At 59.3% G+C, this 22,699-nt stretch carries 13 protein-coding genes; 12 read left to right on the forward strand and 1 reads right to left on the reverse strand.

Annotated elements, in window-relative coordinates; genetic code table 11:
* Positions 1-7: 7 nt before the first annotated feature.
* Positions 8-922: a glycerophosphodiester phosphodiesterase family protein gene (locus BHV64_RS10330; protein WP_015546873.1), complete on the reverse strand. Its 915-nt coding sequence runs from the start codon at positions 920-922 to the stop codon at positions 8-10.
* A gap of 600 nt (positions 923-1,522) precedes the next feature.
* Between BHV64_RS10330 and BHV64_RS10335 the strand changes: the two genes are divergently transcribed.
* The 12 genes from BHV64_RS10335 (at position 1,523) to BHV64_RS10390 (ending at position 22,690) form a co-directional block, all read left to right on the forward strand.
* Positions 1,523-2,443 carry an ABC transporter ATP-binding protein gene (locus BHV64_RS10335; protein ID WP_168949275.1) on the forward strand — a complete coding sequence of 307 codons (921 nt, stop codon included), beginning with the start codon at positions 1,523-1,525 and terminating at the stop codon, positions 2,441-2,443.
* Between the two features lie 87 nt (positions 2,444-2,530).
* Entirely contained in the window at positions 2,531-3,853 is a 1,323-nt protein-coding gene (locus tag BHV64_RS10340) for an ABC transporter permease (protein WP_147619685.1), read from the forward strand.
* 158 nt (positions 3,854-4,011) lie between these two features.
* Complete coding sequence (locus BHV64_RS10345; RefSeq protein ID WP_015546876.1) at positions 4,012-5,274, forward strand: phosphoglycerate kinase; 1,263 nt, start codon at positions 4,012-4,014, stop codon at positions 5,272-5,274.
* Between the two features lie 79 nt (positions 5,275-5,353).
* Positions 5,354-7,387, forward strand: a complete 2,034-nt coding sequence (locus tag BHV64_RS10350) for a M13 family metallopeptidase (protein WP_418194256.1) — start codon at positions 5,354-5,356, stop codon at positions 7,385-7,387.
* A 309-nt stretch (positions 7,388-7,696) separates the two neighbouring features.
* Positions 7,697-8,815 carry a ligand-binding sensor domain-containing protein gene (locus BHV64_RS10355; RefSeq protein WP_288115857.1) on the forward strand — a complete coding sequence of 373 codons (1,119 nt, stop codon included), beginning with the start codon at positions 7,697-7,699 and terminating at the stop codon, positions 8,813-8,815.
* Positions 8,816-8,885: 70 nt separating this feature from the next.
* Complete coding sequence (locus BHV64_RS10360) at positions 8,886-11,789, forward strand: response regulator (protein WP_288115859.1); 2,904 nt, start codon at positions 8,886-8,888, stop codon at positions 11,787-11,789.
* A gap of 462 nt (positions 11,790-12,251) precedes the next feature.
* Positions 12,252-15,281: a SusC/RagA family TonB-linked outer membrane protein gene (locus BHV64_RS10365; protein WP_288115860.1), complete on the forward strand. Its 3,030-nt coding sequence runs from the start codon at positions 12,252-12,254 to the stop codon at positions 15,279-15,281.
* A 13-nt stretch (positions 15,282-15,294) separates the two neighbouring features.
* A complete protein-coding gene (locus BHV64_RS10370) occupies positions 15,295-16,989 on the forward strand; it encodes a RagB/SusD family nutrient uptake outer membrane protein (protein WP_276743032.1) in 1,695 nt (564 codons plus the stop codon).
* 87 nt (positions 16,990-17,076) lie between these two features.
* Positions 17,077-18,336: a SusE domain-containing protein gene (locus BHV64_RS10375; protein WP_276743035.1), complete on the forward strand. Its 1,260-nt coding sequence runs from the start codon at positions 17,077-17,079 to the stop codon at positions 18,334-18,336.
* Between the two features lie 115 nt (positions 18,337-18,451).
* Complete coding sequence (locus BHV64_RS10380) at positions 18,452-20,029, forward strand: hypothetical protein (RefSeq protein ID WP_022062142.1); 1,578 nt, start codon at positions 18,452-18,454, stop codon at positions 20,027-20,029.
* A gap of 13 nt (positions 20,030-20,042) precedes the next feature.
* On the forward strand, positions 20,043-21,917 hold the full coding sequence (locus BHV64_RS10385) for an FAD-dependent oxidoreductase (RefSeq protein ID WP_118406371.1): 1,875 nt from the start codon (positions 20,043-20,045) through the stop codon (positions 21,915-21,917).
* Positions 21,918-21,925: 8 nt separating this feature from the next.
* Complete coding sequence (locus BHV64_RS10390) at positions 21,926-22,690, forward strand: DUF5040 domain-containing protein (RefSeq protein WP_217726925.1); 765 nt, start codon at positions 21,926-21,928, stop codon at positions 22,688-22,690.
* The last annotated feature ends 9 nt before the right edge of the window (positions 22,691-22,699 follow it).

Genomic DNA, 22,699 nt, shown 5'->3' on the forward strand with positions numbered 1-22,699 from the left:
CAGCTCCTTAATTATGCAGCCCGCGCGAGCGGAGGTAGGATATCAGCAGTTCGGGACGGTCCGTCTGGATCATCGTGGCCCCCATGTCGACCAGCTTCCCGTAGACTTCCGCCGGGTCGCCGCCGAAGGCCGCATCGTCGTCCAGCCCGCCGCAGAGCGAGGCCCAGAGCGAGTTGACCCACAGTTTCGAGCCGCCCGCCACGACCTTGTCCATGCACTCCTTCACCTCGGGGGTGTATTTGTTCCAGCAGACCTCGTAGGCAAGCGGCGCGATGCCCTTTTCCTGATACTCGGCGAAAAGCGCCCTGCCCTGCGGCTTGAGGATGTCGATGATCGGCATGTACATCATGTTGCGCGGATGCTCGGCGAACTTCGCGGCCACGGCATCCGTGCTGCGCTTGCCCTTGATCAGAATCTGATCCGTGACGCCCAGCTCCTCCGTGACGGCCAGCACCAGGTCGTAGTACTCGTAACCCTGGTCGACATTGACCACGATCCGGTCCTTGCACACCTCCAGCGCCTCGCGGAGCGTCGGCATACGGTGCGTCGTCTTCACGCCGTGACCCGTCTTCAGCACGCACCGCCGGATCGAGTCGTAGGTGATGTCGCAGACGCGGCCCTTGCCCGAAGTCGTGCGGTCGATCGTCCGGTCGTGGCAAAGCACCAGCACACTGTCCTTCGTGAGTTTCAGGTCCAGCTCCATGATGTCCACGCCCATGCCGATCACCGATTCGATGGCGGCGATCGAGTTCTCGGGGTAGTTGCGCCAGTCGCCCCGGTGCGAAGCCACGACGACGTTTTTGGAGCGGGGGTTGTGGATTTCGGCGACGATCGCCGCAGCGCGGTTTCCGGAAACCGGTTCGGTTTGCGTGCAGGCCCCGAGCAGGGGAAGGCAGGCGAAAAGGATCAGCAGTTTTTTCATTTTTAGAAATTTAAATTGGGTTAAATAAGGTACATAAAACAGCGCTCCGCAAAACCATGCGGAACACCCACCCGGCCCTATCTCCGCGAACGAAAACCGAAATCGTCCGAAGGCCCGTACAAATGTAACGAATTTTCGCGCAAATGCAACACTCCCGGATAAAAAATCGCAACGTCCGTTACGTATGCCGGGGTCTTTTTTCGTACTATATACAGGCAAGGTCCCCGATTAACGGGCAAAACCGCCCGCCCGAACAAACCAAACCGACGAAACCCGAAGAACACCCCCCCCGGCCAAAACCGAAACCGAAACCGCCCGCACTCCGACACCGGAAATTTCCGCCTCCCGGCAGCTCTCCGGGATGAAATTCGTCATCTCCGAAACCCGCCCGACGCCTCTCCGGCCGATCCGAAAGCCCTGTCCGCCCCGTCGTCCTGCGAACCGGATCATAACCCCTGCATGGGGTCCCGCCCGCCATACGAATGTCCTGCAAAGAGACATTCGAAAAACTTTATCGAAAAACGATAAATATTTTTTGATATTCAAAATTTGTTCCTATATTTGTCGCCGTAACGATCCAAAAACAAAACATCAGCGACTATGGATTTACTCACAGTAGAACACGTCACCAAACGCTACGCTTCGCACACGGCGCTCGACGACGTATCGCTCGCCATCCCCAAAGGTTCGGTCTACGGACTGCTCGGACCCAACGGAGCCGGCAAGACGACCCTGATCCGCATCATCAACCGCATCACGGCGCCCGACGCGGGCCGCGTGCTGTTCGGCGACCGGGAGATCGCTCCCGACGACATCTACCGCATCGGCTATCTGCCCGAGGAACGGGGTCTCTACAAGAAGATGAAGGTCGGCGAACAGGCCGTCTTCTTCGCCCGCCTCAAGGGCCTTTCGCGCCGCGAAGCCGTCGCGCGGCTCAAACAGTGGTTCATCCGTTTCGGCATCCAGGAGTGGTGGGACAAGAAGGTGGAGGAACTTTCGAAAGGCATGGCCCAGAAGGTGCAGTTCATCGTCACGATCCTGCACGAACCCGAGCTGCTGATCTTCGACGAGCCGTTCTCGGGCTTCGACCCGATCAACGCCAATCTGCTGAAAGACGAAATCCTGGCGCTGCGCGACAAGGGCGCGACGATCATCTTCTCGACGCACAACATGTCTTCGGTGGAGGAGATCTGCGACCACATCACGCTGATCAACAAATCGCGCAACATCCTCTCGGGCGAGGTCGACGAAATCCGCCGCCGCCACGGCTCCAACATCTTCGAAGTGGCCTACCGCGGCGAGGAGCAGACCCTGCGGCAGGCCGTCGCGGGCCGCTGCGAAATCCTCGACGGCACGCAGGAGGAGTCGGTCTACCGGACGCTCAAGCTCCACGTCGAGAGCGACGCCGACGTGCGCGGGGTCATCAGCGCGGTCAACGACGCCGTCGAACTGCGTTCGTTCCGCGAGATCATCCCCTCGATGAACGACATTTTCATCAGAGCCGTGAACGGCTCGTTATGAAAAGCCGTTCCGGCCAGACGATAATCCCCCTTTGAAGAGGGGAGGAGTTTCGAAAACCAACGACAAACGACTTAATCACATCCTGTCATGTCCAACATATCCATCATCATCCAGCGCGAGTTCAACGAGCGCGTACGTAAAAAATCCTTCATCATCACCACCTTGCTGATGCCCGTGCTGATGATCGGGCTGATGGCCGCCCCGGCGCTCATCATGCAGTTCTCGCGGGGCGACGAGAAGGTCATCGCCGTCATCGACGACAGCGGGCAGGTGGCCCCGAAACTCGAAAACGACGAGGAGATCCGTTTCGAGACCACGGAACTCCCGACCGAGGAGGCCCGCAAGCAGTTGACCGACAAATTCGGCGTGCTCTACATCGGCGGCGACATCCTGAAAAACCCGAACAACGTCCGGCTCTACGCCAACTCGTCGTCGTCGCTCTCCCTCGAAAGCAACATCACGGGGCAGATCGAGCGCATCCTCGAAGCCGAGAAACTCAAGGCCTACAACATCGAAAACCTCTCGCAGATCCTCGACGAGGTGAAGACCTCGGTCAACATGCAGACCTTCCGCAACGACAAGTCGCAGGAGGAGGACACGCAGGCGCAGTCGTCGGCCGTGGCCACGGGCGTGGGTTACGTCCTGGGATTCATCCTCTACATGTTCCTGCTGATCTACGGCTCGATGGTCATGCAGTCGGTGATCGAGGAGAAGAACAACCGCGTGCTGGAGGTGATGGTCTCGTCGGTGCGCCCCTTCGACCTGATGATGGGCAAAATCCTCGGCGTGGCTTCGGTGGCTATCGTACAGGTGCTGCTCTGGGGCGTGCTGATCGCCGGCGTCGGAGCTTTGGTGATGCCCCATCTGATGCCCGAAGACGTGATGGCGAGCGCCCAGGCCATGCAGCAGGGCATGCCCGACGCGGCTTCGATGTCCGGCATGAACCCCGAGATGCTGCAAGCCGTGGCCGCCATGACCGACCTGGGCTATATCGTCAAGATCTTCGTCAGTCTGCTGCTGTTCGTCTTCGGCGGCTACCTGCTCTACTCGGCGATGTTCGCCGCCGTGGGTTCGGCCGTGGACAACGTGCAGGACGCCTCGCAGCTGCAAATGCCCATCACGCTGCCGATCATCCTCGCGCTGTTGATGATGTTCGTCGTCATCAAGGACCCCAACTCGCAACTGGCCTTCTGGTTCTCGATCATTCCGTTCACCTCGCCGATCGTTATGATGGCACGCATCCCCTACGACATTCCGCTGTGGGAGGTCGCTCTCTCGCTCGTGGTGCTCTACGCCTCGTTCGTGGGCATGGTGTGGTTCGCGGCGAAGATCTACCGCGTGGGCATCTTCATGTACGGCAAGAAACCGTCGCTCAAGGAGCTGTTCAAGTGGATACGGTACAAGTACTGACGCCGGGCGTCAATTAAAAATGAAAAATTAAGAATTAAAAATTGGCACCTGTTTTTCTGTTATCAAAATAACAGATTCTTAAAATATTTTCATAAATTTGTCCCGAATTAGGACTTACCGAAAATCATTTCAACAAAATACTTAAAAATCAAAGAGCTATGATCTCGATCGACAACTACGATTTCAAAGGCAAGCGCGCGATCATCCGCGTGGATTTCAACGTACCCCTCAACGAGAAGGGCGAAGTGACGGACGACACGCGCATCCGCGCCGCCATCCCCACCATCAAGAAGGTGCTCGCCGAGGGCGGCTCGGTGATCCTGATGTCGCACATGGGACGTCCCAAGAAGAATCCCGATCCCAAATACTCGCTCGAGCAGATCGTTCCCGCCGTCGAGAAAAACCTCGGCACGAAGGTCGAGTTCGCCGGCGACTGCATCGGTGAGAAGGCCGCCGAAATGGCCAAAAACCTCAAGCCCGGACAGGTTATGCTGCTGGAAAACCTGCGTTTCTACGCCGAGGAGGAGGGCAAGCCCCGCGGCCTGGCCGAAGACGCCTCGAAGGAGGAGAAGGACGCCGCCAAGAAGGCCTTGAAAGAGGGTCCGCAGAAGGAGTTCGTCAAGAAACTCGCTTCGCTGGCCGACTGCTATATCAACGACGCGTTCGGCACGGCCCACCGCAAGCACGCTTCGACCTACCTGATCGCCAAACAGTTCCCCAACGACAAGATGTTCGGCTACCTGATGGAGAAAGAGGTGAAGGCCATCTCCTCGCTGATGGAGGCCCCGGCCCATCCGTTCTGCGCCATCGTGGGCGGATCGAAGGTTTCGTCGAAGATCGGCGTGATCAAGGCGCTGATCGAGAAGGTCGATTCGATCATCATCGGCGGCGGCATGACCTACACTTTCGCGGCTGCGCAGGGCGGTAAGGTCGGCGGCTCGATCTGCGAACCCGACATGTTCCCCGTAGCGCTCGAGATCCTCGAGCTGGCCAAGAAGAAGGGCGTGCAGCTGGTCATGTCGCCCGACGCGCTGATCGCCGACGCATTCTCGGCAGACGCCAACACCAAGGAGGCGCCGGCCAACGACATTCCCGACGGATGGGAGGGTCTGGACATCGGCTCGGAGGGCAAAAAGGTCTTCCGCGAGCACATCCTGGGCTGCAAGACCATCCTCTGGAACGGCCCCGTGGGCGTGTTCGAGATCGACAAGTTCGCAACCGGCTCCAAGGAGGTGGCCCAGGCCATCGCCGAGGCTACGAAGAACGGCGCCTACTCGCTCATCGGCGGCGGCGACTCGGTAGCCTGCATCAACAAGTTCGGCCTGGCCGACCAGGTGTCGTACATCTCGACGGGCGGCGGCGCGCTGCTCGAATACATCGAATTCGGCGACCTGCCGGGCGTTGCGGCCATCCGCGACTAACCGGGCATACCGTAACAATTACAACGGCGGGGATTTCCGGTTTTCACGGAAGTCCCCGTTTTATCAAACCCCGAACGACATGAAAAAAATCATTCTTTTCGCAACAACAATGGCTTGCATGACAGCCTGTCAGAATACCCCCAAGACCCCGGCCCTCGACATGGCGAACTTCGATCTGTCGGTAGCCCCCAACGCCGATTTCTACGAGTACGCCACGGGCGGCTGGCAGAAGAACAACCCCCTGAAGCCCGAATATGCGCGCTACGGTTCGTTCGACATCCTGCGCGACAACAACGAGAAGCGCATCAACGAGCTGTTCTCCGGCATGACGCAGCAGAAAGCCGAGCCGGGAAGCGTCGAGCAGAAGATTTCGGACCTCTACAAGATGGGGCTCGACTCGGTGCGCCTGAACGCCGAGGGCGCCGCTCCGATCAAGGCCGCCGTCGACGGAATTCTCGCCATCGGCGACCGCTCGCAGCTGACCGCCGCAGTGGCCAGGCTCCACTCCTCGATCGCCAATCCGTTCTTCGGCGTGGGCGTGCAGTCCGACCTGATGAACAGCGACATCAACGCGCTCTACGCCTCGCAGCCCGACCTGATCATGGGCGACCGCGACTACTACCTCGATCCCGAGAACGAGTCGATCCGCACCGCCTACAAGGAGTATCTGGGCAAAATCTTCCGGCTGTCGGGCGTTCCCGAGGCCGACATCGACAAGGCCGTCGCCGGCGTGCTGTCGATCGAAACGAAGCTGGCCGAGAAAAACTGGTCGAGCGTCGAACTGCGCAACATCCCCGCCATGTACAACCCCACGAAGAAGGCCGATTTCGAGAAGGCCTACGATGCCATCGACTGGGCCGAGTACTATAAGACAATGGGCATCGGCGATTTCGAGCAGATCATCGTGACGACCCCCTCGGCCCTGGCCAACGCCAACGAACTGATGAAAACCGCCCCGCTGGAGGAGATCCGCTACTACCTCGCCGCACAGTACATCGGCGCAGCCGCCAGCTACTTGAGCGACGACTTCATCAACGCGTCGTTCGACTTCTTCGGCCGCGTGATGTCGGGCAAGCAGGAGCAGAAACCCCGCTGGAAGCGCGCCATGTCGGTGCCCAACGGAACCCTTTCGGAAGCCGTCGGCGAGATGTACGTGGCCAAGTACTTCCCCGAGAAGGACAAGGTCCGGATGCTCGACATGGTGAAGAACCTGCAAACGGCCCTCGGTCAGCACATCGCCGCCCTCGACTGGATGTCCGACGCCACAAAAGCCAAGGCGCAGGAGAAACTCGCGGCCTTCACCGTGAAGATCGGCTATCCCGACAAGTGGAAGGACTACACGACGCTGAAGATCGACCCTGCGAAGAGCTACTGGGAGAACATCGTCGAGGCCAACGCCTGGTATACGTCCGACAACATTTCGAAACTGGGCAAGCCCGTGGACAAGGACGAGTGGCACATGTCGCCCCAGACGGTGAACGCCTACTACAATCCCACGACCAACGAAATCTGCTTCCCGGCCGCCATTCTCCAGCCGCCGTTCTACAACCCCGACGCCGACGACGCGGTGAACTACGGCGCCATCGGCGTGGTGATCGGCCACGAGATGACCCACGGGTTCGACGACCAGGGCCGCAATTTCGACAAGGACGGCAACATGAACAACTGGTGGACCGACGAGGACGCCGCCGCGTTCAAGGCCAAGACGGACATTCTGGTCAAGCAGTTCGACGCGATCGAGGTTCTGCCCGCCAAGGAGGGACAGCCTGCGATCTTCGCCAACGGCGCATTGTCGCTCGGCGAGAACATCGCCGACCAGGGCGGCCTGCGCGTGGCCCGCACGGCCTACCGCAATTCGCTCGCAGGCAGGGAGGCTCCCGCCCCGATCGACGGATTCACTCCCGAGCAGCGTTTCTACCTGGGCTACGCCACGCTGTGGGCGCAGAACATCCGCGACGAGGAGATCGCACGTCTCACCAAGCTCGACGTGCATTCGCTGGGCAAATGGCGCGTGAACGCCACGCTGCGCAACCTGCAGGATTTTTACGACGCCTTCTCGATCGCCGACGGACCGATGTTCCTGCCCGAACAGGATCGCGTAATCATCTGGTAACCCGCTTGAGAAGTGGGTTTCAGGGGGCGATGCCGGGCCATTCTGGCTTACGATCCAGTTCCGCGCCCGCCCGCTTAAAAAGCGGGCTTCAGGGGCGGTAAACGCCCACCGGAATCACGCCCCGGTCCGGAGCGCTTCATTCAATAAAAAAGACGGCAGGGAGTTTTCCCTGCCGTCTTTTTCGTCTCCGGGCGGTGCAGCCCGGCTTTCCCCGCCGCGCGCCCGGTCCGGCGGCGGAGAACCGAAAAACCGGGCTTCGAAGCATCCATTTTTCGCTTTTTCTTTTATCTTTGTGCTAAAGAAGAAACGATGACCCGACATAAGGCATATACGAAAATTCCGTTTGCGGCGCTGGTTTTCGCCGCAACGCTGATTTCTCCGGCGCTCCATGCCCTGAATATCCCGGACTACCGCTTCCACACCATGCCCGAGACCTCCTATTACGGAGGCATCCACAGCATCGCCAAGGACAGCGTCGGGCGTATGTGGTTCAGCGGCTACGACGCCCTGTTCATGTACAACGGCACGTCGTTCGTACGGATGACCGACCTGGTCACGAACCTCTTGCCGAATTCCTACTGGTCCTACGGACAGGTGATCACGGACAACCGGAAAGGCCTGTACGTAGGGACTAACCAAGGGCTGCTGCGCTTCAACTACCGGAAGCTGGAGTTCGAATTCGTTCTGGAGGGCAATATCGGCTCGGTCACAGCGAACAACGACGGGACGGTATGGCTGATCCGCAACAACGGCATCGAATCGTTCAGCCCCGAACGGCTGCCCGCCGTGACCCGCTATCCGATGCCTCCGGAGATGTCCGCACCCGGGCGGACGCTGACGCTGGTGTGCACGAAGGAGTACGTTTACGCCGCGTCGGGCGGCGATCTCTACCGCCTGAACCGGGAGACCGGGCAATACGTCCTCTTCGCATCCGTCGGCGGCGGCAGCTGCGTGATCCGCGACGTGGTGGAGTGCAACGGGTCGGTATATGTCCTCACGCTCATGGACGGGCTCTACGAATGCGACGGCAACGGCAGGATCGGACGGTATTTCCGACTGCCGCTCGAATACGAGAAATCCGCCGGCACCAAGGAGCTTCACCTCGATTCGCAGGGCATCATCTGGGTAGCGACGCAATCGGGACTGCTGCTGCTGGAGCCGCTTACCGCCAGCACGCAGCTGCTGCGTTCCGACCTCCACTATCCCTACTCCCTGCCCAACAATTCGGTATGGTCGATCTTCCCCGATCCCGACGGCGGGATATGGGTCGGCACATACGGCGGCAAACTGGCCTACATGACCTTCGCGGACAACGGCGTGGACTATTTCAAAGCCACGCCGGGCGGGCTGAACCATCCCATCGTCAGCTGTTTCGAAGAGGATTCGGAGGGCAATCTCTGGATCGGAACGGAGGGGGGGGGGAATTAACCGCTGGGACCGCCGCGACGGCCGGTTCGTCTATTACACGCAGGAGAGCCGCTGCGGCCTGACGTCGAACATGATCAAAAAGCTGTGGCACGACGGAAACGACAGGCTGCTGGTCTCGGCGTTCAACGGCGGAATGCGGGTCTTCGACGAACGGCAGGGACGTTTCTCCGACCTGTACATGAACCATCCGGCCTCGGGACAGCCTTTGAGCGTCTATGACTTCGCCAAGGAGGGCGACCGGGGCATCTGGCTGACCGACCCGGACGCCGAGCTGATGTACAAGGATGCGAGTACGGGACGCGTGGAGACGGTCCGGCTGACAGACGCACAGGGAAACGCCGTCCGCATCCATATCGAAACGCTGTTCCACGACGAGCGGGGCAACCTGTGGCTCGTCGGGCACGACGGCGCATACGTCGTCGATCCCGCCACACGGCGGATTCTGAAGCGCCATTACATCGCAGAGGCCCCCTATTCGGTCAACAACCTCTGCTCCTACTGCGTCACCTCCGACTCCGACATCTGGTTCGGAACCCGTGGCGGCGGGGTCAACCTGCTGCGCCGCAACGGCAGTTACGTCAATTTCAGGGACCGGAACGGCGAAGGGCTGGAGGGCAAAACAGTCTTCGGCATCCTCGAAGACACCCCCTCGAAAGATGTCTGGTTCAGCACCAACGACGGGCTTTACTATTACGACCATACCGACGGGGTGATCCGCAAATCGCAGATCGACATCCCGAACCGCTGCGGGGCCTACTACGTGCGGGCTTGCTACAAGACCTCGAAAGGCGAAATGCTGTTCGGAGGGACGGACGGCTTCATCCTCTTCACCCCGGGAAAGATCAAATACAACGACCAGAAGCCGAAAGTCTATTTTACGGACCTGCTTATCAACAGCCGGCCGGCCGTGCCCGGCGCCAAGAACTCGCCTCTGGAGAAAGCCATTTCCACGCTCTCCTACCGCGGAGGCGAGGGCGACGTGATCGAACTGTCGCACCGGCAGTCGAATTTCGAAATCCGCTTCTCGGCGAACAGCTACCTGAACGCCGAGAAGAACCAGTATGCCTACCGCCTGCTGGGACACTCCGAAAGATGGTCCCTGCTGCCGCAGGGACAGAAGGCGGTGCAGTTCTTCAACCTGCCCGCCGGAAACTATGTCTTCGAGGTCAAGGCGGCCAACAACGACGGCCTGTGGGGCGACGAGGTTTCGGCGCTCGGCTTCAGGGTGCACCCCTCGCCCTTCCTCTCCCGCTGGGCCTACCTCGTTTATGCGGCGCTGCTCTCGGCGGTGGCCTACTTCATCTGGCGGTATTTCACCAACAAGAAGATTTTCGAACAGCGGCTCGAACTGGAGCGGATCAAGGAACAGAACATGAAGCAGCTGACCCAGGCCCGGATCAACTTCTTCACGAACATCTCCCACGACCTCAAAACTCCGCTCACGCTGGTCGTCGACCCGCTGAAACAGCTCAAGGAACACCTGCCCGCCAATGCGCCTGGCAATGCCTACGTGCACCTGATCGAGAAGAACGTGGGGCGCATCCAGCGCATGATCAGCCAACTGCTTCAGTTCCGCGAAATCGAGAGCCAGAAGATCACCCTGAACCGCCAGCCGGGCGATCTGATCCGCTTCATCGACAGCATCTTCTCGCTGTTCGAGTTCTACGCCAACAAGAAGGGGATCGAAACCGGCTTCAACTCCCAGTATGAAAGTTTCTACACCAAGTTCGACCACGACGTGATCGAAAAAATCTTCACGAACCTCTTCTCCAACGCGATCAAGTACGCCTCGGAAAACGGCTATGTCGGCGTGAGAATCTACCCGGCGCGGCAGGACCAGCGCCCGGAGTCCGCTCCGCCGGCCGCCGGCACCGAATACATCGCCTTCACGGTCACCAACACCGGGGCGGAAATCCCCGACGACAAGAAGGAGGCCATCTTCGAATCGTTCAACCACCTCTCCGACCGCCGTCCCCAATTCGAGAGCAGCAGCGGCCTGGGACTGGCCATCGTCAAGGAGCTGGTCGGCAACCTCAACGGAACCATCACCCTCCGTTCGGGCAACTCGAAAGTCGCGTTCACGGTGGTCCTGCCCTTCACGCTCAACGCCGAAAAGACCGACAGCGCCGCCGAATCGTACGAATACACGGTCTCCGAAATCGACAACCTGCTGACCGAATCCGACGTCATGGCTCCCAACGACCGGCACGACCGCAAGGCGTGCAACATCGTGGTCATCGAGGACGACCCCAACCTGCGGAGCTACCTCGAACAACGGCTGTCGAAACACTACAACGTATACACCGCGGCAAACGGCAGCGAAGGCATCGCCAAAGCGGAGAGAATCTGCCCCCAGATCGTCATCACCGACCTGATGATGCCCGAAGCCGACGGCTTCGAGGTATGCCGCTCGCTGCGTTCGAACATCAAGACCAGCCATATCCCGGTGATCATGCTTTCGGCCCTGGGCAAAAACACCGAAAACAAGATCAAGGCGCTGGAATGCGGAGCCAACGTGTTCATCGACAAGCCCTTCGATATGGATTTCCTGCTCAAACAGGTTGCCAACCTCATCCGCACCCAGCAGGAACTCAAGGAGCGTTACAGCAAGAAGTACATCGCCGAACCGTCGAAGATCACCATTTCGTCGATGGACGAGGAACTGCTGAAAAAGGCGATGAACTACATCGAACGGAACATGGACAACAGCGACTACAACGTGGACTCGTTCGTGTCGGACATGTCGATCGGACGCACGCTCCTCTACCAGAAGATCAACGACATCACGGGCATGTCGATCAAGGAGTTCATCATGGACGTCCGGCTGAAACGGTCGGCCCAGCTGCTCCGGGAGTCGGACCTGACCATCTCCGAGATCTCGGTCCTGACGGGATTCGCCAATCCCAAATATTTCAGCATCTGTTTCAAACGGCATTTCGAACTGACCCCATCCGAATTTAAGAAGAAATCCTGACGCAAACCGCACGAAAGGAGCCCACCGAACCGGCTATGAATATCTCGTGCTTTCGTATCCGCCGGAGCAGCGTCCGCATCTGCCCGCAGAAACCTTCCCGCCGTCGCCCCGCGCGACCGGCAGGGAGGTTTCATTTTGTCCGGGCGGGACTCTTCGCAGGTCTGCGCAGCGCCCGCAGCGCCCGGATATGATCCTTTTTTTTACCCCTCCGTACGAAATGGAACCATTTCCGAATAAACGACGCCCATCCGGTCGCCCCGTTTTATTGACCTTTGCAATACGGGGTCCGAAGTCCCCGGCGTCCGCTTTTCCTTCGAAATACATAAAAAAATTTAAAAAATTAAAACCTGAAACCTATGAAAAGATGATCGGAAAACCACACCAGGCGACGAAGTGTCTCCCGCCCCTCCAGACAATCCCTTTATAACGGAGATACAAGCACTAACCAAAAAGAAACCTTTTATGATAATGAGCATGTACAAAAAGCTTATAGGCAGCCTGACGATTTCCCTCTTATTCCTGCTGTCTGCAACACCGTCGTTCGCCCAGCAGAACGACGTCAAAGTAACCGGTAAAATCACCGACGGAAGCGGCGCCCCGCTGGCGGGAGTCGTTGTCGTGGTAAAGGACGGCAAAAGCAACAACGGAGCCGTATCCAATACGCAAGGTGTTTATGAAATCAAAGTTCCCGCATCCTCGACGCTTCTTTTCACCTGTCTGGGCTATACCGACCAGGAAGTGAAACTCGGCGCATCGAATGTCGTAAACGTGACGATGACCGAAGACGCCCAGTCCCTCGACGAAGTGGTCGTCGTGGGTTACGGTACGCAGAAAAAGAAAGACCTCACGGGAGGTCTCGCCGTCGTCAGCAAACAGACGCTGGAAATGGTCTCGACCAACAACCTGATGGACCGTCTGGTCGGCCAGGTCGCCGGTCTGAACATCACGACCGGCAACGAAGCGCCGGGCAGCAACCAGACCCTGCTGATCCGCGGCCAGAACTCACTGACGGCCAGCAACGACCCGCTGATCATTCTCGACGGCATTCCCTACTCGGGCGGACTGGCCGACCTCGACCCGAACATCATCGAGAACATGTCGGTGCTGAAAGACGCGTCGGCCGTGGCCATCTACGGTTCGCGCGGCTCGAACGGCGTCATCCTGATCCAGACCAAGCGGGGTTCGCAGGGCGATTTCCATGTCACCTACAAAACGAAGCTCGCCATCGCCGAGCCGATGCAGCGCATCGAAACCATGGGTCCCAACGAGTTCATCCGCCTCAAACAGGACATGGGCCGGCTCAAGAACAATTACAGCGGCGAGCAGCTCGATCCGCTGGTAGGTTCGATTATCAGCGCCAGCGAGAAGGTAAACTACGCCAAGGGCATCACCAACGACTGGCAGGACTACGTCTTCCGCACGGTCTTCACGATGGACCACCAGCTGAGCTTCCAGGGCGGCAACGAGAAGACCACCTATATGGCCTCGGTTTCCTACCTGGACAACCCCGGCGTGGTTTACAATTCGAATTACCAGCGCACGAACGTCTATGCCAGCATCAACCAGAAAATGAACGACTGGCTGTCCGTAGGTCTCACCACGCAGTTCGTGAACCGTGAGACCGGCGGTGCGACGCCGAACCTCGAACATGCCATCAAGCAAAGCCCCTACGGCATCTACAAGGACGAGACCGGCGCCTACTACGAAGAGCCGATGGACTACTCGAACCTGCCCAACCCGATGAAGGACGTCAACGCCGACCAGAAACGCACGGGCCGCAACTTCATGGCCAACGGGTTCCTCGATCTCAAACTTCCGGTCAAAGGGCTCTCTTTCCGGTCGCAGTTCGGCTACAACTACCGCAGCCAGATGAACGGAACCTACTACGGCCGCAACACCGTAACGGGTAAGAAAGTCGACGGCCGCGCCGAGCTGGCCAACAACCACACGACGGACTGGACGTGGGAGAACGTGCTTAAATTCGACCGGAATTTCGGCAAACATCACATCGACTTCACAGGTCTCTTCTCCATGCAGGAGGCCCAGTATACAGCCGCTTCGCAAAGCGGCGAAGGCTTCGTAAACGACGACTCGAGCTTCTACCGGATGGACGGCGCCGAGAACAAGATCGCCATCAGTTCGTCTTTCTGGAAAGAGAACTTCGTTTCGGGCATGTTCCGTGTGAATTACGGCTTCAACAGCAAATACCTTCTGACACTCACCGGACGCGCCGACTCGTTCTCGGCCTTCGCTGAAAACCACAAATGGGCTTTCTTCCCCTCGGCTGCCGTTGCCTGGCATCTCGGCGAGGAGAGCTTCATCAAGGACAACGCCTCTTGGATCGACATGCTGAAGATCCGCCTCTCATACGGCGCCAACGGAAACAACGCCATTTCACGTTATCAGTCGCTCGACCGTCTCTACTCGACCAATGGTGTCAAATATATTTGGGGCGACAACAGCGACGCCGCCAACTCGGCCTACCTGCCGAGCGACGGTATCGGCAATCCCGACCTGCGTTGGGAGACCACCTATACGGCCAACCTCGGTATCGACTTCCAGTTCTTCAACGGCCGTCTGGGCGGTACGATCGACATGTACCTCTCCAACACGCACGACCTGCTGATGTCGCGTACCGTTCCCATTATGAACGGTTACAGCAAGATTCTCTACAACGTCGGCCAGACCCGCAACAAGGGTATCGAACTGACGCTCCATTCGCAGAATATCCGCAAGAAGGATTTCAGGTGGGAGACCGACTTCACCTTCTCGCTCAACCGCGACAAGATCGTCGCGCTGCGCGGCGACGGCAGAGACGACATCAACAACAAGTGGTTCATCGGCCAGCCGCTGTCGGTCTACTACGACTGGAACATGATCGGCATCTGGCAGGAAGGCGACGAGTTCACGTTCATCGACAAGGACGGCAAGGAGGTGGCCCACCAGACCGGAGCCACGCCCGGAGCCGCCAAACTGGAGGATGTCGACGGCAACGGCGTCATCGACTCCAAAGACCGCAAGGTGATCGGCAGCAAACAGCCGAGCTTCACGATGTCGATGGGCAACCGTTTCTCCTACAAGGACCTCTATTTCTCGTTCCTGTTCAACGGCGTCTTCGGCAAGTGGATGACGGACAACGTGGCCAACATCTCCTCGTATACGTTCGGTTCGGGCAACTACATCCACGGCGTGAAATACTGGACGCCGGAGACCCCCGACGCAGAGGTCGTTTCGCCGGGTTACCAGGCCTCCTTCAGCCACGGCTACTACAAGAAGCTCAACTACGTGCAGCTGCGCAACATCACGCTGGGCTACCGTGTCAACCAGAAATTCGTCCGCCGGATCGGCTTGAGCGCCATCGACGTGAATTTCAGCGTGAACAACGTCTGCGCCTTCTCCAACATGCGCCAGATGCTGAACTACGACAACACCTGGTTCGCATCGTTCCCGACCGCCCGTTCCTACGTACTGGGATTAACCTTAACCTTCTAATCAAGACCTGACTATGAAAACGATGAATTATATCAAGATCGGCATCGCGAGTTCGATCCTCTCGATAGCTGCGGGCTGCACCTCCTTCCTGGAAGAGGATCTGAAAAGTTCGCTGGCCCCCGACAACACTTACACCAGTTCACTGGGCTTCGAGGTGGGAGCCACGGGGCTCTACGCCATCGCCCGCTCGGAATACAACACCTGGGGTGAAAACGGCGCTTTCATGCACAACGGCGCCTGCGCCTACGAGGTCCTCCAGATTTCGACCGACCTCTGCCGCATGGGAACCGTCCGCGACGGTTCGCTGGTTCCGTTCGCCGAAATGACGCTCAACCCGTCGACGCTTTTCGTCGGCTCGTACTGGAACTGGGCCTACAACCTGATCGCTTCGGCCAACGAACTGCTGATCTATTCCGAAAAGAACGACAACTGGGACTATCCCACCGACAAACAGCTTTACCAGGCCGAAGCCCGTTTCTTCCGGGCTTACGCCTACCGCACGCTGGTCTACCTCTACGGCGACGTGCCCTGGGTCGAAACCATCCAGAAGCCCTTCCTGCTCTCGTTCTCGCGCGATCCCAAGATCGAGGTGCTGGGCAACATCATCAAAGACCTGGAATTTGCCAAGACGTACCTTCCCGACAATCCCGACAACGTGAAGGAGGGCAAGCTTACGACGTGGGCCGCACGCCACCTGCTGAGCGAAATGTACCTGCTGCGCGGCGCCGAAGGCGACTATAAGCTGGCCGAGGAGAATGCCCAGGACGTGATCGACTGCCCGTATTACAGTCTGATGAAAAGCCGCTTCGGCAACGCCAAGAACGATCCCGGCGACTATTTCAGCGACATGTTCGTCGAAAACAATCAGAACCGTTCGGCCGGCAACACCGAGGGTATCTGGGTCATGCAGTTCCAGTACAACACGGTCGGCGGCGGCACGAATTCCGACGACTGGACCCGCCGCGCCTGGAATCCCCAGTACCACGCCATCGACGGATTCGCACTGGCCGACTCGCTCGGCGGCCGCGGCCTGGCGCAGATCTATCCGCTGAAGTGGTGGATCGGCGTCAAGGGAACCAACGCCACGACGGCCGGAGAAAAGGAGGGTTTCCCCGGGATTCAGGAAAAAGGCATCTTCGAAGACGGCGACATCCGCAACTCGGAGTACAACATCAAGCGCAACTGGTACTACAACAACCCGCTGACGCCCAACAAGCTGGGACAAAAATGCCCCATCGACGACAAATCGTGGTCGCAGGCCCAGCTCTTCCCGGCGCTGAAGAAATTTTTCTTCGGTAAGGAGGAAAACCTCCAGCTTACCGGCGCATACAAAGACCGCATGAAATTCCGCCTGGCCGAGACCTACCTGCTGCTGGCCGAAGCCTACCTGCGTCAGGACATGCCCGATAAGGCCGCCGATGCCGTGAACGAAGTGCGCCGCCGCGCCAAAGTGTCCGACGTTTCCGACGAGGAGATGACGATGGATTTCCTGCTCGACGAGCGCATCCGCGAACTCTACGGCGAAGAGAGCCGCCGCTTCACGCTGATACGCACGGGCAAACTGCTCGAACGCGTGAGAAAGTACAACCCCGAGGCGCGCGACCTCATCCAGGATTTCCACGTGCTGTGGCCCATTCCGCAGGCTATCCGCGACGCGAATGTCGGCAATTTCCCGCAGAATCCCGGATATGAAGGTTACGAAGGCTAAAAACCTTCGTCCCCGCCTCCGGGCGGATCAGACAAGAATGTGTCCGGCAGATTCCGGACCGTATCAGCAACCACGAAAAAAACAGTTATGAAAAAGATAAAATTTGCATGCAACCTGTCGCTGCTGACCCTTTTCGCACTCGGCCAGTGGGCCTGTGAATGGGACCCGTACGAACACGACAGCGACCCGGTCCGGGAAACTCTGGAGCTGACCGCCTCCGCCTCCCAGATCGCTTTGGACGAAAACGACCTTTCGGCTACGGTACTGACCTTCGACTGGACGCCCGCGCGTCCGATGCCCGACGAGTATCTGGTGTCCTACACGACCAAACTGGACCTGCTGAACAACAACTTCGGTTCGTCCACCGCCATCGTGACGAGCGAAGACGACGGCATCTTCAGCCGGAGCTACACCTCCGAGCAAATCAACAACTGGGCTAACGAGCGCTGGAAAGTGCCCGTAAACAAGACCTTCACGCTGGCGTTCCGCGTCATCGCGGAGTATGCGGGCGGCCCCACATACGAAATGCCCGAAGTGCGCACCGTGGAGGTGACCGTAACCCCGATCAAGGTCGATGTCTTCGATGCCGACAAGGTGTCGCTTTCCGGCACGGCCATCAGCAGCGTGACGGAGATCGAAAAGACGGTCGAGAATGCGAACCTCTATGCCTGGTACGGCGAATTGAGCATCGGCGAGTTGCAGATTCCCGTCGAGCTGGAGGGTCAGACCTACTACATCGTTCCGAGCGACGGCAACGGCGCGCTCCGCGACGGGGAGCTTGTCGACGTGAAGATGACGGAAACCCCCGTTTCGTGGAATATCCCGAGCGCCGGCAACTACCGCCTGCTGATCGACATGGAGAACAAGCAGGTGCGCATCTACTCGTCGGCGACCGACCTGAAGCCGCTGTCCGTCACATTCCACCCGAGCGGTGCGGAAGCCAATCCCGAGGCAACGATCGAAGTGCTCGATCTCTACGCCTACGGAGCAGGTACGGGCTGGGGCGTGCGCAAACTCAACCTGAAGCAGAGCTTCGCCGACCCGCAGATCCTGATCTATGACGCCGAAGAGCACAACGGCACGAAACTTTCCAGCGGCATGAAGTTCTGCGTAGCCCAGAATTTCTCGGTCGGCGATGCGGATTACAACCAGAACAATGCCTATTGCTTCACCTGTCCGCTGACGGCAGAAGGCAAGAAGCAGAACCTCACGCTGACTCTCGGCAAGGTGGGCGAACTGCACGGAGGCGCCGACGGAGAGACGCGCAACTCGTATTACACGATCCCCGCTTCCGACCTGCTGATCTTCGATCTGCGTCACGGAACGATCCTGGCCCGGAACAAATAACGCCGGACCGCACGACTGAAAAATATTGCCGTATCGGAATGGAGACTGGGTTCCGGCCGACAGGAAGATACGGCAATATTCCATTACAACGACAATCAATCGTAAAAACAGCAACATGATACACATGAGAAATCTGATGACCGGCTGTCTTCTGGCAGCATTTCTTTGCGCCGCTTCCTGCGGTTGTTCGAAGGACAACGGCGGCGGCGAAGAAGGCGGCCAAGTTGCCGGTGTGACCGTAAAGCCCGCCTACAACAAGTCGGAAGTGCTGCACAACCCGCTCAACGGCTGGGTGATGTATGTCAGCGCGGACTACGATCCCTCCTATTTCGACAAGGAGATCTACGTACCGCTGCTCGGAAAGAACGTAAGGGTGGCGGACTACGCTTCGGCCTGCTATATCCGCACGAAATGGTCCGTGCTGAATCCCGCAGACGGGCAGTACGCCTGGAAAGACCCCGATTCGAAGGTTTACAAACTGGTTCAGAAAGCCCGGGAGCTGAAACTCCCCATCGCTTTCCGCGTCGTGGTGGACGGACGTGACCAGGGCGCCAATACGCCCCAGTTCGTCTACGATGCCGGAGCCGAATACGCGATGTCGGAGCCGAAATACCCCGACCGCAAGACCCCGATGCCGCAGGACCCGATCTTCCAGCGCTACTACGAGAAGTTCGTCGCAGCCCTCGCCGAGGAGTTCAACGATCCGGAATACACCTCGTTCATCGACGGCTACGGCCTCGGCAAGTGGGGCGAGGGCCACAGCGTGGCTTACAACAAGGACGACGTATCGGCTGTCGATGAGAATACGGAAACGGTGAAGCGCGAAGTCCTCGACTGGATCACCAAGCTCTACGCCAAACACTTCACGAAGGTTCCCCTGGTGATCAACTACCACCGCGTACTGGGCCATCCCACGAGCCAGGGCACGGCGAACCCGAACAGCGAAAGCCTCGTGGCCCTGGCCATCAGCAACGGCTACTGCATCCGCTCCGACGCCTTCGGCATGAACAACTCCAGCTGGGGTTACAGCACCTGGGAGAAGGCAATCGCCGCACAATGGCGTTACAAGGTCCCCATCATCATGGAGGGCGGATATATCGTCAGCAGCCACAGCTACTGGAACGACCCGGCCGGCTACCGCCAGGGACACCCCGAAGATGTCCGCCAGGGCGAATTCGACTCCTCGGCCGAAGCCCGCGTCAACATGATGGACTTCCGTGTCGGCCAGGAGACCGAGTCGTGGTTCAACGATGCCTTCAGCCTCGTGCAGCGCTTCGTCTCCGAAGGCGGCTACCGTCTCTATCCCGACCAGGTGATCGTTCCCGACCAGGTGAGCGCAGGCAGCCGTGTCAAGGTCGCTTCGCGCTGGCGCAACATGGGCTGGGGCTATTTCCCGAACAACCTGCCGCAGTGGAACTACAAATACAAGGTGGCCTTCGCTTTGATCGACGCTTCGGACAAGGCGCAGAAGGTCTTCGTCGACAAGGACTGCGAGCCTTCGACCTGGGTCGAGAGCAAGCCCTTCTCCTACACCTTCGAAACGCCGGCCGTCGATCTTCCCGCGGGGAAATACACGTGGGGCATCGCCATCGTTGACACGACGAAGGAGAACCGGCCTGCCATCCAGCTCGCCGTAAACAACGAAAAGACGGCCGAAGGCTGGGTGAAACTGCACGAAGTACAGATCAACTAACGCCTGAAAAACCATGAAGAGGGTTGCATTGCTTTCCGCAGCGCTGCTGCTGTCCGTCACCGCCTCCTTCGGGAGCGGCGTCCTGGTCGAGGCCGAGAGTTTCCGCGACAAGGGCGGGTGGGCCGTGGACCAGCAGTTCATGGACCAGATGGGTTCGCCCTACCTCATCGCGCACGGCATGGGCAAACCCGTGGCGGACGCCGTGACGACGGTCGAATTCCCGGAAACGGGAACCTACCGGGTCTACGTCCGGACGTTCAACTGGGTCGCCCCCTGGTACGACGGGGAAGGTCCCGGAAAGTTCGCCCTCCGGGTCGGCAGCCGGAAACTGTCCGCGACGCTCGGCTGCACGGGCAGCGAGTGGATGTGGCAGTGCGCCGGAAAGGTCTCCGTCCGGAAAGGTCCGGTCAGCGTTTCGCTGACCGACCTTTCCGGATTCGACGGCCGCTGCGACGCCGTCTATTTCACCACCGAAGAGGGCGACGTCCCTCCGTCCGGAAGCGCGGAACTCGCTGCATTCCGCAAACGGATGCTCGGCATCCCCGCAACGCCGCAAACCGCCGAATCGTTCGATTTCGTCGTCGTGGGCGGCGGCATCGCAGGCATGTGCGCCGCGGCCGCGGCGTCCCGGCTGGGGTGCAGCGTCGCTCTGGTCAACGACCGCCCGGTGCTGGGCGGCAACAACAGCTCCGAAATTCGCGTGCACCTGGGCGGCGTCATCGAGCTTGGCCCCAACGAGGGACTGGGCCGCATGATCCGCGAATTCGGCCACTCGCGCGAAGGCAACGCCCGGCCGGCCGAAAACTACGAGGACGCGAAGAAAAGTGCGTTCATCGCCGGGGAGCAGAACGTGAAGCTGTTCTCCAGCTGCCGCGCCGTAGCGGTGAACAAAGAGGGCGGCCGGATAAAATCCGTAATCGTCCGCCACATCGAAACCGGGGAGGAGACGACGCTCGAAGCGCCGCTTTTCGCCGACTGCACGGGCGACGGAACCGTCGGATTCCTGGCCGGAGCCGACTACCGCATGGGCCGCGAGAGCCGCGACGAATTCGGCGAAACGCTGGCGCCCGAAACCGCCGACCGGATGACGATGGGTTCGTCCGTCCAATGGTATTCGGTCGACACGGGCCGCAAAACCTCGTTCCCGACGTTCAGCTACGGCGTGGAGTTCAACGCCGAAAACTGCGAGCGGGTGACGATGGGCGAATGGAAATGGGAGACGGGCATGAACCTCGACCAGATCCGCGATTTCGAACGCATCCGCGACTACGGCCTGCTGGTGATCTATTCGAACTGGAGCTTTCTCAAGAACGGCCTGAAAGACAATGCCAAGTACCGCAACCGCGAGCTGGGCTGGGTGGCCTATGTGGCCGGCAAACGCGAATCGCGGCGGCTTCTGGGCGACTACGTCCTCAAACAGGACGATATCGACAAGAACGTCTTCCACGAAGACGCCTCGTTCACCGCGACGTGGGACATCGACCTGCATTTTCCCGATTCGCTCAACTCCGTGCGCTTCCCGGGCCGGGAGTTCAAGGCCGCGACCAAACACATCCACATCTATCCCCATGCCGTGCCTTACCGGTGTCTCTACTCCCGCAATGTGGACAACCTGTTCATGGCCGGGCGGAACATCAGCGTGACGCACGTGGCCCTCGGGACGGTGCGGGTGATGCGCACGACGGGCATGATGGGCGAGGTGGTCGGCATGGCAGCCTCGCTGTGCCGCAAATACGACGCTTCGCCCCGCCTGATCTACCAGAAACACCTCGGAGAACTCCGCAGGCTGATGCGCGAAGGCGTCGGCAGAAAAGAGGGGATTCCCGATAACCAGAAATTCAACACGGGCGGTTCTCTGAAAGCGCCCCGCGCACTGCGCAACGACTGAAAACAACAATGAAAAAACTACTGACACTGCTGCTTGCGCTGCCCCTCGCATGGGGGCATGCCACAGCGCAGGAGAACGCGAAATATACGATCCTCCTCACCGGGGCCTCGTTCGCCTCGCCGCAGAACGGCTGGTTCGAAATCGGCTGCCGGCAACTGGACGCCCGGGCGCTCAACCGGGCCATCGGCGGCGAGTCGATCGCCGACACGGCCAACCGGATGGCCGAGGGCACGCTCTGGAACGCCGGGGAGCTGGACGAGATGGATGCGCTGGTCATCATGCAGGTCCACAACCGCGACGTCTCGGCCACGGGCGGCCTGAAAGAGAAGTACACCGATTACACGACGCCGTTCGACCGAAGCAACTACGCCGCAGCGTTCGATTACGTCATCAAACGCTACCAAAGCGAGTGTTACGCCCTGAAGGACGACCCGAAATCGAAGTACTACGGCACGAAATCGGGTAAACCCGCCGTCATCGTCCTCTGCACCGACTGGCACGACGCGCGGACGACCTACAACGCCGCCATACGGCGCCTCGCCGCACGGTGGGGCCTGCCGCTCGTGGAGTTCGACAGGAACATCGGCTTCTCGAAAGACACTCCGAACCCGGCCACCGGGACCCAGCAGAGCCTGCTCCACGCCCAGGACACGCAAACCATCGAAGGCGTCGCCTACGGGTGGCATCCCCTGCGGGGCCAAGACAAATACATCCAGCAGCGGATGGCTGCGATCTTTACCGACACGATGCGCAGAATCCTGCCGGCAAAATAGAATCCCGAC

The organism is Alistipes sp. 56_sp_Nov_56_25, from assembly GCF_001915285.1.
Lineage (GTDB): Bacteria > Bacteroidota > Bacteroidia > Bacteroidales > Rikenellaceae > Alistipes > Alistipes shahii.

Bases quoted from the DNA above. Each gene is read 5' to 3' on its own strand.
- BHV64_RS10330 (WP_015546873.1), bottom strand. From the start codon at position 922: ATGAAAAAACTGCTGATCCTTTTCGCCTGCCTTCCCCTGCTCGGGGCC.
- BHV64_RS10335 (WP_168949275.1), top strand. From the start codon at position 1,523: ATGGATTTACTCACAGTAGAACACGTCACCAAACGCTACGCTTCGCAC.
- BHV64_RS10340 (WP_147619685.1), top strand. From the start codon at position 2,531: ATGTCCAACATATCCATCATCATCCAGCGCGAGTTCAACGAGCGCGTA.
- BHV64_RS10345 (WP_015546876.1), top strand. From the start codon at position 4,012: ATGATCTCGATCGACAACTACGATTTCAAAGGCAAGCGCGCGATCATC.
- BHV64_RS10350 (WP_418194256.1), top strand. From the start codon at position 5,354: ATGAAAAAAATCATTCTTTTCGCAACAACAATGGCTTGCATGACAGCC.
- BHV64_RS10355 (WP_288115857.1), top strand. From the start codon at position 7,697: ATGACCCGACATAAGGCATATACGAAAATTCCGTTTGCGGCGCTGGTT.
- BHV64_RS10360 (WP_288115859.1), top strand. From the start codon at position 8,886: ATGATCAAAAAGCTGTGGCACGACGGAAACGACAGGCTGCTGGTCTCG.
- BHV64_RS10365 (WP_288115860.1), top strand. From the start codon at position 12,252: ATGATAATGAGCATGTACAAAAAGCTTATAGGCAGCCTGACGATTTCC.
- BHV64_RS10370 (WP_276743032.1), top strand. From the start codon at position 15,295: ATGAAAACGATGAATTATATCAAGATCGGCATCGCGAGTTCGATCCTC.
- BHV64_RS10375 (WP_276743035.1), top strand. From the start codon at position 17,077: ATGAAAAAGATAAAATTTGCATGCAACCTGTCGCTGCTGACCCTTTTC.
- BHV64_RS10380 (WP_022062142.1), top strand. From the start codon at position 18,452: ATGATACACATGAGAAATCTGATGACCGGCTGTCTTCTGGCAGCATTT.
- BHV64_RS10385 (WP_118406371.1), top strand. From the start codon at position 20,043: ATGAAGAGGGTTGCATTGCTTTCCGCAGCGCTGCTGCTGTCCGTCACC.
- BHV64_RS10390 (WP_217726925.1), top strand. From the start codon at position 21,926: ATGAAAAAACTACTGACACTGCTGCTTGCGCTGCCCCTCGCATGGGGG.